This window comes from Bifidobacterium thermophilum, assembly GCF_002846655.1.
In the GTDB taxonomy this organism is placed as follows: Bacteria; Actinomycetota; Actinomycetes; order Actinomycetales; family Bifidobacteriaceae; genus Bifidobacterium; species Bifidobacterium thermophilum.
Genome location: NZ_PCGX01000008.1, coordinates 403,020 through 417,008, shown reverse-complemented (window position 1 = coordinate 417,008; position 13,989 = coordinate 403,020). Strand labels below are relative to the sequence as shown.

Annotated in this window: 9 protein-coding genes; 5 read left to right on the top strand and 4 right to left on the bottom strand. The window is 61.3% G+C overall.

Going from position 1 to position 13,989, the window contains the following annotated elements; genetic code table 11:
- Positions 1-56: 56 nt before the first annotated feature.
- Complete coding sequence (locus CQR48_RS04375; RefSeq protein WP_015450484.1) at positions 57-731, bottom strand: histidine phosphatase family protein; 675 nt, start codon at positions 729-731, stop codon at positions 57-59.
- A gap of 119 nt (positions 732-850) precedes the next feature.
- On the opposite strand from CQR48_RS04375, the gene CQR48_RS04370 reads away from it, so the two are divergent.
- Together CQR48_RS04370 and CQR48_RS04365 are read left to right on the top strand one after the other, a co-directional pair.
- On the top strand, positions 851-3,115 hold the full coding sequence (locus CQR48_RS04370; protein ID WP_244898936.1) for an acyltransferase family protein: 2,265 nt from the start codon (positions 851-853) through the stop codon (positions 3,113-3,115).
- 47 nt (positions 3,116-3,162) lie between these two features.
- Positions 3,163-3,528 (top strand): phage holin family protein, encoded by a 366-nt coding sequence (locus CQR48_RS04365; protein WP_101452120.1) that lies wholly within the window; start codon positions 3,163-3,165, stop codon positions 3,526-3,528.
- A 230-nt stretch (positions 3,529-3,758) separates the two neighbouring features.
- Here CQR48_RS04365 and rpsD read toward each other — a convergent pair whose 3' ends face one another.
- Positions 3,759-4,385: a 30S ribosomal protein S4 gene (rpsD, locus tag CQR48_RS04360; protein ID WP_101452119.1), complete on the bottom strand. Its 627-nt coding sequence runs from the start codon at positions 4,383-4,385 to the stop codon at positions 3,759-3,761.
- Between the two features lie 277 nt (positions 4,386-4,662).
- Complete coding sequence (locus tag CQR48_RS04355; RefSeq protein WP_101452118.1) at positions 4,663-7,371, bottom strand: UvrD-helicase domain-containing protein; 2,709 nt, start codon at positions 7,369-7,371, stop codon at positions 4,663-4,665.
- A 235-nt stretch (positions 7,372-7,606) separates the two neighbouring features.
- On the opposite strand from CQR48_RS04355, the gene CQR48_RS04350 reads away from it, so the two are divergent.
- The 3 genes from CQR48_RS04350 (at position 7,607) to CQR48_RS04340 (ending at position 11,433) form a co-directional block, all read left to right on the top strand.
- Complete coding sequence (locus CQR48_RS04350; protein ID WP_101452117.1) at positions 7,607-8,191, top strand: xanthine phosphoribosyltransferase; 585 nt, start codon at positions 7,607-7,609, stop codon at positions 8,189-8,191.
- A 53-nt stretch (positions 8,192-8,244) separates the two neighbouring features.
- Positions 8,245-9,786, top strand: a complete 1,542-nt coding sequence (locus CQR48_RS04345; protein WP_425513410.1) for a nucleobase:cation symporter-2 family protein — start codon at positions 8,245-8,247, stop codon at positions 9,784-9,786.
- A gap of 165 nt (positions 9,787-9,951) precedes the next feature.
- Positions 9,952-11,433: an ATP-binding protein gene (locus tag CQR48_RS04340; protein WP_101452116.1), complete on the top strand. Its 1,482-nt coding sequence runs from the start codon at positions 9,952-9,954 to the stop codon at positions 11,431-11,433.
- A 94-nt stretch (positions 11,434-11,527) separates the two neighbouring features.
- Here CQR48_RS04340 and CQR48_RS04335 read toward each other — a convergent pair whose 3' ends face one another.
- Complete coding sequence (locus CQR48_RS04335) at positions 11,528-13,951, bottom strand: DEAD/DEAH box helicase (protein WP_244898935.1); 2,424 nt, start codon at positions 13,949-13,951, stop codon at positions 11,528-11,530.
- Positions 13,952-13,989 lie beyond the last annotated feature (38 nt).

Sequence of the window (13,989 nt, the reverse complement as noted above, 5' to 3'; positions counted from 1 at the left end):
GTAGGCGGGCGAGACGCGCGCCTTGTTGACGAATCTATCGCCCCCGGGCGCACAGGTCAATTGTTGTAGGAAATTACGCTCAGCGCCGTATCGAATGGGGCTTCGGTGTCAAAGTCAAGCTGTGTCACACTGCCGTTGCCCGGTCGTTCGGACAGGTCATAGCCGTCCGGGGCGAAACGATGCATGAGGCTGAGCAGGGTGTTGCCGTGAGAGATCTGCAACACGCGGTCACCGTCATGGAGCATGTGATTGGACGCGATGAGCCGGTACCCGCCTTCGATCCGGTTCCAGTATTCCTCGTCTGATTCAGCATCATGGAAGGGATCGGCCTGTTTGAGGAAATCACGGGTCGCGGCGAGTCCATACTGCAAGACGATCTTCTGATAGGTTCCGGCGCCATGAGGAGCCCCCGCCGCCCACCAGGAGGCGGACATATCTTGTCCTTCGAAATACCCGTAGTATTGTTCGCGGAAATGCATATCAGCGATCAGTGTCGGGCGCTTATGGCCGTGGCTTTCGTTCACGTCGAGGATCATTCGTGCCGTCTGTTCCGCGCGCGTGGTGTCAGAGCAGTATGCGGCGGCGAACTGGATTCCTTCGAGCTTGCGAGCGGCGCGTTCAGCGTCGGCGAGCCCCTGTTCGGTCAGCGGGGAATTTGACCAGCCTTGCAGCCGGTTGTAGCGGTTGAAATAGGTCTGGCCATGGCGGACCAGATACAGATGCAACTTCATGACACCCATGCTATAGCCGCGTGTCCGTAGGTGCGCATGTCGCACCGGCGTGTCGTTTTTGGATACGTCTGTAGCGGTTTGTACAAATATCTAACGCATCGAACGCAAGGAAGGGAACCATGGCAAGTCAAGCCGGTATCAGCGAACACCAGTCGCACGAAGACATGTCAGTGCATGCCGGCGGTCGATACCGTGGCATCGATGGGTTGCGCGCCCTTGCGATTGTGTCAGTCGTGCTGTTCCATACGCGTCCATCCATGCTCTCCGGCGGTTTCCTCGGCGTGACAGTCTTCTTTGTCATCACCGGTTTCTTGAGTACCCGTAGCATTGAGCGCGCGATCGGACGCGGTGGCTTCCGGTACGGTTCATACGTTCTCAAACGGTTCAAACGGCTGTGGCCGATGGTCTTGACATCCATCGCATTGACCATTCCGCTCGTGTACTTGTTCTCCCCTTCGCTGCTGCTCAAGGCGCGGGCGGACGCGTTGCCTGCGGCAACATTCGTGGTCAACTGGGTTTATATCTTCCGCAAACTGCCGTATTTCGCCGCGGCTGGCCTGCCTTCTCCCCTGACCCCGCTGTGGTTTGTGGCGATTGTCATGCAGTTCGCTGCGCTGTGGCCGGCGATCCTGCTGCTGCTGCACCGCATCTGCCGTACCCGCTGGATGATGCACGCGGCGGTGCTGTTCCTGATTCTTGGTTCATCCGTCGCCATGGGGGCGCTTTCCTTCAACGGGAACGATACCGCGCACCTGTATTACGGTCTTGATACGCGCGCGGCCGAGTTGCTGGTCGGCGCCGAGCTCGCACTGTTGCTCGCGGACCGTGCCGCGGCGCCTGTGTCAAAAGATACCAAGCCAGGGCTTCGTGCGGCCACCGACGACTCCGCGAACGACGGAACCGGACAGCGGGTTCCGGCACGGGCGTGGGTGAACCGGTTGGTCAAGCGCATGACTTATCGCACCACCGTAGGAGGTGCGACCATCGGCATGTCCGACATATTTGCGTTGATCGCACTGCTCGCCCTGGCAGCCGGCGTCGCAGTTGTCGATGGCGAGGCCATATGGATGTACCGCGGCGGCTATCTGGTGGCGGCCATCTTGGCGGCGTTGCTGGTCGCCGCCTGCACAGTACGCGGGTCTGTCACGGCGGCGATTCTGGGGTGCCAGCCGTTGGTCGTCGCAGGATCGCGGGCGTTCGCGGTGTACATCATCCATTTCCCGCTGCTGGAGATCATGAATCCGGCGACACGCACGACCACGATGCCGTGGTGGGGCTGGCTGTTGCAGTTCGCGGTGATTGCAGGCGCGGCGGAACTCATCCACCGATTCATCGAAGTCCCGGTGCATCGGGGCACCACGGCCGGAACCGCTTCCGAGGCGACAGAAAAAGGCGCGAAGTCAGCTGCCGGCGGCGGCGATGGTAGCGCGGGTCAGCCCAACGATAACAACGCGGAGCCGAAGGCCATGACAGGTCTGAGGCTGGTGGTGACAGGCGCCGGATGTACCGTGCGCGCATATCTAGCAGATGTGCAGCCGGCGGCGAAGGTGATGGCTGCGGCTGGTTTGGTCGCTGTCATCATCGTCGGGTGCCTGCCGTTCGACTGGAACGGCATCGTTGAACAGCGTTCAATCGAGCTGCGGCCGGAAATCGCAGGCGAAGCCAGCCTCGCAGGGAAGAAGGCCCTCACTGGTGTCACCGGTTCGTCACCGTCCGCGGGAGCGTCCCAGGCACCAGATTCCGCCGGACACGCCGCTTCCCCATCGTCCAAGCCCTCGGCTTCAGGCTCGTCCAAGAACGCCCAGCAAACTCCTTCGAAGGCCCCCGCCACGCCGAAAATGAACGCACATGCCGAAAAAGTGCCGGCAGGCGTTCCGTTGTCGTCGTGGACTTTTGATGCGGCGACCGGTGTGTGTAGCGCCGACCCATTGATCATCGGGGATTCCGTGGCTTTGGGAGCCGCGGATATCATCCAGCAGATCATGCCCAAAGCCGTCATTGATGCGCAGGTCAGCCGGCAGATCACCACAGCCCCGGGAATCTACGCCCAACATGCCGGGGCAGGACAAGGCGGCAGCGTGGTCGTGGTCGCGCTCGGCGACAACGGACCGATTCGCGACGAGGCCGAATTGCAAAGCATCGTCGATGCGATGGATGGCAAGCCGGTGTACTTCCTCACCTTGCGCGTTCCAGTCTCGTGGCAGGATCAGAACAATGCGATTCTGCGTTCCTTCGCGACAAGCCACAGCAATGTCGGCATCATCGACTGGTACGGCACCAGCGAAGGGCACAGCGAATACCTGTACGACGACGGCACGCATCTGACGCCGCAAGGCCGCCCGGTGTACGCCACCATGCTCCGCCAGGCATTCTGCGGTCAGTGATGCCCAGATTCCTTCTGATATCTGATCGTGTGCTGTAGACTGACGGCATGAAAAGCTTTCTCATCAACTGGCTGATTATGACCATCGCCGTCGGAGTCATGGTCGCGTTGTTGCCCGGCATGCAGGCGAAAGGCGAACCGCCGATTCTCGGTATCGCCGCGTTCTCTCTGTTCATGGCTTTGATTAACGCGTCGATCAAACCGGTCGTGCACCTGCTGGCACTCCCCTTCTCGCTGCTGAGTTTCGGATTCGTCGCGCTGGTGATCAACTGGCTGTTCATGGAGCTCGCCTCGTGGCTCGCCTTCTCGTTCTTCGACGTGGGCGTGGTCATCGACGGGTTCTGGTGGTCGGTGCTCGGCTCGCTCATCATGTCCATCGTGTCGTCGATTGTTTCAGGGGTGTTCGGCAAGTAAGCTGACTCCCCCCCCCCCGCAGGTGTCCGCGGATCTTCATTGACCCGCGGACCGTACAGGCTCCGGTTGCCGTTGAAGAATATCGAAGTTTTGTGAATCCTGCGGCGACAGATCCCATGCAATGTCTGTTCCATGCAGCGTCTGTTCAGAGACGAGTTGCAGATAGCAGAAGACCCCGCCAAAAGCGGGGCCTTGTGCTGTATGTCCTTGAAAAATGAAATGGATCCAGGTCAGCGAGCGTAGAACTCGACGACGTACTGGATGTTCACCTGCACCGGGATCTCTTCCGGAACAGGCTTGCGGGTCAGGGTCGCCTTCAGGGAAGCGAGGTTGACGTCGAGGTACGGCGGAACGGCAGGAAGCACGTCGCGATGAACGCCTTCAGCCGCAGCCTGGAACGGAACCATGGTCTGGCTCTTCGGCTTGACCTGGATGGTCTGGCCCGGCTTGACGCGGTAGGACGGGCGATCGACGATGTTGCCGTCAACCATGATGTGACGGTGCACCACGAACTGACGAGCCTGAGCGGTCGTGCGGGCGAAGCCGGCACGCAGCACGAGGGCGTCGAGACGGGACTCGAGATCGGTGAGCATAGCGGCACCGGTCTGGCCGGCGGTGCGGGTGCCCTTCACGTACACAGCGCGAAGCTGCTTCTCGGAGATGCCGTACTGGGCGCGCAGACGCTGCTTCTCACGCAGACGCACCGCGTAATCGGATTCGGTGCGACGACGAGTGCGGCCGTGCTCGCCAGGAGCGTACGGGCGCTTTTCGAACAGGCGCTGGGCCTTCGGGGTCAGTGCAATGCCGAGGGCGCGCGAAAGACGCACCTGACGGCGGGAACGCTGAGCGTTAGTCATATTGTTCCTTTTCTGTCGTTATCTGAACGGAACGCGAAGGACATTCCCTCGCGCTGAGCCAGCCTCTCCAGTGCTTCATCGTGCCATGCACGAACGGAAGACCGCTTGACGCGGCCAGCCGCCGACCCACTGACGGGCTAAGACTCCAGATAGTGCGTGCGGTTGCACACACGATTCACTAACATACACCACACCTGCGACCTCACTCCCGACTCCCCTGTGACGGCGTGCCTGGAGCGCCGTGCAAGGCGGCGGTTGGTATCAGCAACGCATGCGCTCAGAGTTTCTCGATCGGTGCCGCGCGGAGCATGAGCCGCTTGACGCCGTCGGATCCGAAGTCCACGGTGATCACGGAGTTGCGGCCCTTGTCCTGGGTTTCCAAGACCGTGCCGAGACCGTATTTGTCGTGGGTGATCTTGTCGCCGACGTTGAAATCGGCGATATTGAGGCCGTTGTCCTTGCCCACCTGCGATGTGCCGGATGCCGCGCTCTTCTTGTGTGAAACGGCTGAGGTGTGCCGAGTGGTCACTTTCCCGGAACGCCCCGAACCTGATGACGAACCATAACCGTACGAGCCGCGGGAACTATACGAGGAGCCCGAACGCGACCCGTAGCCGCGCGACGAGGACGAACCGGACCGCGATCCGTAGGATGAGCCGCCATACGAAGACCCGCCGTAGGAGGAGCCGTATGCCGAGCCGCCGGAACGCCGGGACGATGAGGAGCGTCCCGAACCATACGAACCATACGAGCTGCGTGAGCCATATGACCCGAAGGTCGAGCCGCCGAAGCTGGTCGAGCCGAAATCGTCGTCATCGCCCCAGCCGCCGAATTCATCGTCATCGAGACCACCGGACTTCCAGCCGCCGCCCATGCGCTCGGTACTGGCCTCACGACGCTTCCAGTCGATCAACGCGTCGGGGATCTCGTCGAGGAACTGGCTGGGCATCATGTCGTCGGCACGCCCCCACTGCGAGCGGACTGCGGCGCGCGTCAGGTACAGGCGCTGCTTGGCGCGGGTGATGCCCACGTAGGCGAGCCGGCGTTCCTCTGCCAGTTCGCTGGTGTCTTCGAGCGAGCGGGAATGCGGGAACGTGCCCTGTTCCATGCCGGTGAGGAACACAACCGGGTACTCGAGGCCTTTGGCGGTGTGCAGGGTCATAAGCGTGACCTTGCCACTGTCCTCGTTCTCGCCTGGCAGCTGGTCGGAATCCGCAACGAGCGCGGTCGTTTCGAGGAAGCTTTCGAGGGTCGCGTCGGGCGTATTCTGCTCAAATTCGGCTGCAACCGATTGCAACTGCGAGAGGTTCTCCACACGGGAGGCGTCCTGCGGGTCTTCGGAGCGTTGCAGTTCCTCGAGCAGACCGGACTTGTCAAGCACTTCAGCGACGATGTCTGACGGCTGGTTCGCATGGTCGCGCGCGAAGGCGGCAAGATGCTGCATGGTGTCGCGGAATGCGCCGAGCAATTTCGCGGTGCGCGTGGGCAGACCCTCGATTTGTTCCATATTGGCTATTCCTTGCCAGAACGGTACGGCATGCGCATCGGCATACGAGGCGACAATCGCTTCGGCACGCGCCCCGAGACCACGCTTGGGCACGTTGAGGATGCGCCGCATATTCACGCTGTCTGCCGGGTTGACAATCGCCTGAAGATAGGCGATGGCGTCTTTGATTTCCTTGCGCTCATAGAACTTGGTGCCGCCGATGAGCTGGTACGGGATACCCGCGTTGATCAAGGCCTCTTCAAGGGAGCGCGACTGGGCGTTCGCCCGGTACATGATGGAGACATCGGAGTACTTGTAGCCGTCTTCGGCGACGAGACGGGCGATTTCGGTGGCGATCCACAAGGCTTCCTGCTGCGCGTTGTCCGCCGCGTAGCCTGTAATCGGCGCGCCCTTGCCTGCGGCGGTCCACAGCTTCTTGGGTTTGCGCCCTTCGTTGTGAGAGATGACCGCGTTGGCCGCGTCGAGAATCGTCTGCGTCGAACGGTAGTTCTGCTCGAGCATGATGGTCTTCGCGTCCGGGAAATCCTTCTCGAAATCCTGGATATTGCTGATATCCGCGCCACGGAACGCGTAAATCGACTGGTCGGAATCGCCGACGACCGTCACCCACGCCGGGCCTACTCTGCCAGCGCCAATCGTCGAGGGATCAGGCTGCTCATTGGCGTCGATGCCTGCAAGCTCGCGGATCAGCACGTATTGCGCGTGGTTGGTGTCCTGGTACTCGTCGACGAGAATATAGCGGAACTTATGCCGGTAGTAATCGGCGACATCCGGCTGGGTACGCAGCAGTTCGACGGTACGCATGATCAGGTCGTCGAAATCGACGGCGTTCGCCGCGGCGAGACGATGCTGATATTCCGCGTAGACCACGGCATACAGCTGTTCCTCATTGCCGTACCGGCCCAGCTGGTAGCCGCGCTGGCCGGGACGGTAATCCGGGGCGAACTGCTTGAGCTGCCCCTGCCACGTTTGCAGATTGTTCTTGTAATCCGAAATCCTGGCGAGCATCGCGCGCGGGGTATAGCGCTTGATGTCGATGTTCAAGTCGGTGGCGATGAGCTTGACCAGCCGCTGGCAGTCCTGGGTGTCGTAGATGGAGAAACCGGAGTTCAATCCGATGGCCTGCCCGTCACGGCGAAGGATACGCACGCATGCCGAATGGAAGGTGGACACCCACATACGCTGGGCGACCGGGCCAATCAGCGTGGTCAGCCGCTCGCGCATTTCGGCTGCAGCCTTGTTGGTGAAGGTGATGGCGAGGATCTGGCTCGGCCAGGCGTTGAACTGGGTGAGGATCCACGCGATACGACGGGTAAGCACACGCGTCTTGCCGGAACCGGCGCCCGCGCCAATCAGCAGTGCCGGCCCCTGATACTGGACCGCCTGCGCCTGCTGCGGATTGAGCCCGCCAAGCAGCTCCTGTGCGCTACGAGCGAGAACTGGGGAATCATTGTCGAACACTGTCACCCTCCGAATCATGCCATCGCCGACTGTACGGCGCCCATAATTTCTACCACAGCCACAGGTCAGCACGACGCGCGCCTACTGCCGGGCGGATGTGCGGCGCTCGCGGTATGCTCGCTCCATTACACCCTTCCCGGCCAGGCTCGTCGCGCATGTCGTCATGCACCCACGTACCATATCAAACGCATGGCCGCGAGGGTGGCCAGACAAGCCGGGGTCAAGGCTCCACAAGAGAACACGAGGCAGGTCAATGAAAGAACTCGAAGAGCGCATCCGTCGTGACGGTATCGTCAAGCCGGGGAACGTCCTCAAAGTGGACGCATTTCTGAACCATCAATGCGATGTCAAGTTGTTCGACCAGATGGGCCGAGAATGGGCGATGCTGTTCGCCGGCAAGCAGATCGACAAGATCTTGACCATTGAGGCTTCAGGCATCGGCATCGCCTGTGTCGTGGCGCGTCATTTCGGCGACGTGCCGGTCGTGTTCGCCAAGAAAGCGCAGTCCATCAATCTTGACGGCGACCAGTATGTCACGAAGGTGTACTCGTTCACCAAGCAGCGCGAATTCCCGGTCATCGTGTCCAAGCGCTTCCTGAACCCCGGCGAGCATGTGCTGCTCATTGATGATTTCCTCGCCAATGGCAAGGCGATGGAGGGGCTGATCGAGCTGTGCCACGAAGCCGGCGTGGTGGTCGAAGGCATCGGCATCGCCATCGAGAAGGGCTTCCAGGACGGCGGCGCGAAGCTGCGCGAGGCCGGCTATGACCTGCAATCGTTGGCAATTGTGGACTCGATGAATCCGGACACCGGTGAAATCACGTTCCGCGAAGCCTGACGGGCAAATACGCAAACAGCACAGAGACCAGGAAAAAGACAGGCAGGAGACATATGGGCAACCCCATCGAAATGCCGTCGGAGCATGACAAGACGGCAGCCGACCAGAACGTGACAACGACGGCACAGAAAACGGCAACAACAACTCAGGACAACGCGACGCAAGGCAAACCTGTACAAGGCAACACCATGCAAGACACCGCCACGAAGAAGAACACGCCGGAAACCACGGCCGCCGCCGCATCAGCCGAAACGGAGAAAGCCGCAACATCCAACCCGCTGACCGAGCTTGACGGCAAAATCTCCTTCTGGAAAGGCATCCCCTTCGGTCTGCAGCACGTGATGGCGATGTTCGTGGCGAATCTCGCCCCAATTTTCCTGGTGACGGCGGCCGCGAAGATGAGCCCGGAACAGTCCGCGATGATCATCCAGAACGGCCTGCTGGTCGCCGGCCTCGGCACGTGCCTTCAGCTGTACCCGTTGTGGCGTATCGGCAGCCGTCTGCCCATGGTCACCGGTATTTCCTTCACTTATGTGGCGGCGGCCATCGCCGTGGTCAGCGACAAAGGGTATGGCGCGGTTGTCGGCGCAGTGATGGTCGGCGGTCTGCTTGAACTCGTGCTGGGCCTGACCGCACGGTTCTGGCGCCGTTTCGTCCCGCCGATCGTCTCGGCAATCGTGGTCACCTCGATCGGTTTCTCGCTGCTCAGCGTCGGCGCGACATCATTCGGCGGCGGCTCGGGCGCCAAGGATTTCGGCAGCTGGCAGAATCTGACCCTCGGTCTGGTCTCCCTGGTTGCCTGTCTGGCGTTCCAGCTGCTGATGAAGGGCACCGCCAAACAGCTGTCAGTGCTCTTCGGCCTCGTGGTGGGTTACGTGGTGGCCTTGTTCATGGGCAAGGTCGATTTCTCGGGGTTCCAGAACCTGGCAGTGCTCAGTGCTCCGCATGTCATGCCGTTCAAGGTGCAGTTCGACGCGGGCGCGATCATCTCCTTCGCCCTGCTGTACGTGGTGTCCTCGGTCGAAGTGCTTGGCGACACCGCCGCCTTGGCGAAGGTCGGTCTCAACCGCGCGCCTTCCGAGCGTGAAACCGCCGGCGCAATCGCCGGTGACGGCCTGATTTCCAGCGTCTCCGGCCTGTTCGGCTGCCTGCCGCTGACATCGTTTGCACAGAATATCGGGCTTGTGGCGATGACCAAGGTCGTCAACCGCAAGGTGATTCTCTCCGGCGGCCTGATCCTGGTGCTCGCAAGCTTCGTCCCCGGCATCGCTGCGGTGTTCAACTCATTGCCACAGGCGGTGCTGGGCGGCTGCACCATCATGATGTTCGGCACAATCGTGCTCTCCGGCTTCCAGATGATCGCCGAGGCAGGCTTCACACAGCGCAATATCGCCATCGCGGCTCTCAGCTTGACCATCGGCATCGGCTTCACGCAGGTGCAGGGCATATTCTCCCAGTTCCCGTCACTGTTCCAGTCGATTTTCGCGAGCAACTGCATCGCGCTGGCCTTCGTGGTCGCGGTCATCCTCAACGCGGTGCTGCCGAGCGAAGAGCATTTCCTCGCGTCGAACGGCGAAGTCAACGAAAAGCGCTGAATCTCATAGACGTTCATAGACGTTCCAAAGCGGCGACACCGGAAGAAACTGTCTCTCCCGGTGTCGCCGTTTTCGTTAGCGTATTTCCCGTCTGTAATACCGAATCACCTGGATTTGTGAGACAATGATGGTACCTGGGTACACCCGGCGGCGAAGGGAAGCCTTATGGACCGTTACACGAGCACGATGACCGAGCTCATCGGTCTGATGCGCATCATCGGCAATGACACCCAGCAGTGCGAGGTCAAGGAATGCAAGCGCAAGATGTCCTCGACCATCACCGAGACGCTGTCCGCGTTCTCCAACGGTTCCGGCGGCTGGATCATTCTCGGCTTGTCAGAGAAGAACGGGTTCACACCGGTCGAGGGGTTCAACGCGCGCGCCATGCAGGAGGCGCTCAGCCAGGCGTGTGAGCGGCTCACCCCGGTGGTGCGCCCGGTAATCGTCACATGCCCGTTCGAGGGAACCAACTTGGTGTTCGCGCGGGTAGATGAGATGCAGCCGCGACTCAAACCGTGTTTCATCACCGCGCTCGGCCCGCATGACGGGTCGTTCATCCGTACAGGTGACGGGGACCGGCATATGACCGCCTATGAGGTCGACCGGCTTATCGAGGAGCACAACCAGCCCACGTATGATCTCGATCTTGTTCCGCGAGCGACTATCGATGACCTCGATCCGGCCTTGGTCCAAGCGGTGACCGGCAATGCGCGCGAACGGCACCCGCATGTGTTCGCCGGCCGCAGTGACGAACAGGTGCTGTGCGATTTGCAGGCGCTTCGCCATGACGACAGTGATGCGTCCCAAGTCGGCGGTGTGCTGCGCCCCACGCTTGCCGGTCTGCTCGCGCTCGGCCGGTACCCGCAGAAATACTATCCGCGGCTTGGCGTATCCGTGGCGGTGTTCCCTGGCACGAACGCCGATGACGTGTTCCGCGGCGACGAATCGCTGATTGCGACACAGCATGTGGTCGGCTCCATTCCGGTGATGATTGAGGACACCACGGAATCGCTGATGCGCTGGATCGGCGCGCGCAAACCCGAATACCCGCCGGACGCCCTGCGCGAGGCGATTACGAACGCGCTCATCCACCGCGACTACTCCCCCGACGCGCAAGGCACGCCCGTGCATGTCAACGTGTTCACCGACCGCATCACCATCACGAATCCCGGCGGATTGTACGGCACCGTCACGCAGGAGGTGCTTTCCAAACGTCCCCAGGACGACGGGCCTACGATGACATCCACGCGTAACCAGTTCCTGTTCACGCTGCTCGAACTCACGCCGTCACCGCGCGGCGGCATGGTCGTGGCCTCCGAAGGCGACGGATTCCGTCAGATCTTCTCCCAGTTGCGTGAGGCGGGTATCGAACCGGCGGCGGCACGCAACGAGCATGGCATGTTCACGATGACATTCACGAAACGCAAGCTCCATACCGTTGACTCGCCATCCGAGGTTTCCCGGGCGATTCTGGACCTGTTGGAACGCCATTCGGCGATGAGCGCGAAGGAAATCATCCGCGAACTGCATCTGACGCCGCTCGCCGTGGCATCCGGGTTGCGCGAGCTCGTGCGCGCCGGGGAGGTCGCGCAGGCGCATCCGGCGGCCGAGGACGGGACCAAACGCTACCGGCTGCGCGGGCGGTGAGAAGGCATTGCCGAATTGACGAATAGACTGCAACGGGCTTGGAAAGACAGCGTAGTAAGCACGTTTGGCATCGACTGCAACCGTGTGCAAAGCATCAAGGCTTGCGGACGAATCGCTCCCACTGACGTACGCGCACCCGCATGCCGTTAAGGTCGAGCACGCCGCATGCGAAGCCCTTGCGCACCAGTTGCGGCGGCAGGAAGCGGTCGTACTTGTTGAAATCCGGGATCTCGTCGGGGTACATGAGCGTCAGCGGATCGGCAAGTTCGCGGGCTGCCTGCGTGACCGCCGCGTAAAACGCCTGCGCGTTGGCGTCCATGGTGAAGGTCATGTAGTAGGGCGAGCACGCCTCCAAGCCCTTGAGCCCAAGCCCCGGAGCGCACCGCAGAAGCAACAGGCGTTTGAGCGCGAGGAACGCGTATGTGCCGAGCCAAGGGAACAGCGCCCACATGTTGCCGCCCAGATGGCGCAACGGCTGGTCGGCAAGCCCCATAACCGCCGCGTCAACGCGCGCCTGTTGCAATCTGGCCGCGGCATTGCGCATGAGATACGGGTAGGTGGCCTCCGGCGGCTCCAGAAGCACTTGTCGCATGCGTTCGAGGATCACCGTGTTGATGTCCCCGGGCACGTCGCCGAAATATGCGGGCACTTTGCCTTTGACCATGGTGCAGTAGACGATATGCCGTTTGCGGTCCACCTCGTCGACCACCCACACGTGGCCGGCAATGGCGATTTTCTCGCCGGCGGGAGGCGGGGCCACCAGCGTGCCGATCTCCTGCGATTCGCTGCGTACGCTGTACTCCTCGTTCTCTTGGAATACCGCGTAGAACTTGAAGTTGCTGGTGATGCGCTCCCCTGCCACGCCGACAATCAGGCCGCCGCGTTCAGTGGTCTCGATATGGTCGATGCCGATCAGGTGACGTAAGAGGATCCGGTAATCGTCCTGCGTAACGCGTTTGAACACGGCGAGCGAAAGCACTTGGGACGCCAGTTGCGCAGGCGTCATCTCACCTCCTGACGCGAGCGTGCTCATGGTCTGGTGGTACAGGAGACTGTAGGGCAGGCCATCAAGCCGGGGTGGTTCCACCCAGCGGCTTTCCACATACAGCTGGATGAGCGCGATGCCTTGGATGAGTTTCCACGGGATGATATCCGGCGCCATTTCACGTGATTGTGGCGGGTCCTCACGCATGACGAACCACATTTCCTGCGGCTGGTCGCGTCTGCCGGTGCGTCCCATGCGTTGGAGGAACGAGGAGACGGTGAATGGCGCGTCGATTTGGAACGCGCGTTCGAGCCGGCCGATATCAATGCCCAGTTCGAGGGTCGCCGTCGTGACGGTGGTCATGCAGCTGTTCTCGTCCTTCATCTCCTCTTCAGCGCTCTGCCTGATGGGCGCCGAAAGGTTGCCGTGGTGGATGAGGAAGCGGTCCGCCTCATGCCGTACCTCGCAGTACTGGCGCAAGGTGGTGGTCACGGCTTCGGCTTCCTCGCGGGAATTGCAGAATACGAGGCATTTGCGGCCACGCGTGTGTTCGAAGATGTAGCCGATGCCAGGGTCAGCGGCCTGCGGGGCGGTGTCCGAGGCGGGTTCGGATTGGGCGAGCGGGCCGGTAAGTGGCTTGTCTTGCCGTTCAAACGGTGATTCAAACGGGGATTCCATCGAGGATTTGAGTTGGGTTTCACCGGTAAGCGTTGCTTCCGTCTGTTCCAACAATGGTCGGGTTTCGCCGTCAACCGCGTGCGGGTTTCGTGCAAATGCCGGCATGCGTAGTCCCCGCTGCGAAGCTTGCGGGCCGCTATTGAAGAAATGCTCCATGGACAGCCGCCAGGTCTGACCACTGGCGCCGATATTCGGAACAACCGTGCCCTTGCCGGTTCCGGCGCTCAGGAATTCCGCTGCCTGCTTCGGGTCCCCGATGGTGGCGGACAACCCGATGCGGCGCGGGTTGACGCCGGCCATGCGGGACAACCGTTCAATCAGGCACAAGGTCTGCCCACCGCGATCGCCGCGCATCAACGCGTGCAGTTCGTCGATCACGATGAAACGCAGATCGCCGAACAGCGCGGGAATGGCCGCATGCCGGTGCAAGAGCATCGCCTCAAGCGATTCGGGCGTGATCTGCAGGATTCCCGAGGGGTGTTTCATGAGCTTGCGCTTGTGGGATTGCGAGACGTCGCCATGCCAATGCCATACGGGGATATCGCCTTGCGTGCACACTTCGTTGAGCCGGTCGAATTGGTCGTTAATCAGGGCTTTGAGCGGCGCGATATACAACGCACCGACCGATGCCGGCGGGTCTTCAGCCATCAAGGTGAGGATCGGGTAGAACGCGGCCTCCGTTTTACCGGATGCGGTCGAGGCGCTGAGCAGCACGTTCTGGTCGGTGCCGAAAATCGCCTCACCCGCCGCGACCTGCACGCCGCGCAGGCTCTGCCATCCGCGCTCGTAAATCGTGTCCTGGATGAACGGCGCGTACCGGTTGAACACATCCATGCGCGGCCCTCCTTTGCTCATTGCTTCATCGCCTTATTGCCTTACCGACGACAACCTGC

Bases quoted from the DNA above. Each gene is read 5' to 3' on its own strand.
- rpsD (WP_101452119.1), bottom strand. From the start codon at position 4,385: ATGACTAACGCTCAGCGTTCCCGCCGTCAGGTGCGTCTTTCGCGCGCC.
- CQR48_RS04365 (WP_101452120.1), top strand. From the start codon at position 3,163: ATGAAAAGCTTTCTCATCAACTGGCTGATTATGACCATCGCCGTCGGA.
- CQR48_RS04370 (WP_244898936.1), top strand. From the start codon at position 851: ATGGCAAGTCAAGCCGGTATCAGCGAACACCAGTCGCACGAAGACATG.
- CQR48_RS04335 (WP_244898935.1), bottom strand. From the start codon at position 13,951: ATGAGCAAAGGAGGGCCGCGCATGGATGTGTTCAACCGGTACGCGCCG.
- CQR48_RS04355 (WP_101452118.1), bottom strand. From the start codon at position 7,371: ATGATTCGGAGGGTGACAGTGTTCGACAATGATTCCCCAGTTCTCGCT.
- CQR48_RS04340 (WP_101452116.1), top strand. From the start codon at position 9,952: ATGGACCGTTACACGAGCACGATGACCGAGCTCATCGGTCTGATGCGC.
- CQR48_RS04375 (WP_015450484.1), bottom strand. From the start codon at position 731: ATGAAGTTGCATCTGTATCTGGTCCGCCATGGCCAGACCTATTTCAAC.
- CQR48_RS04345 (WP_425513410.1), top strand. From the start codon at position 8,245: ATGGGCAACCCCATCGAAATGCCGTCGGAGCATGACAAGACGGCAGCC.
- CQR48_RS04350 (WP_101452117.1), top strand. From the start codon at position 7,607: ATGAAAGAACTCGAAGAGCGCATCCGTCGTGACGGTATCGTCAAGCCG.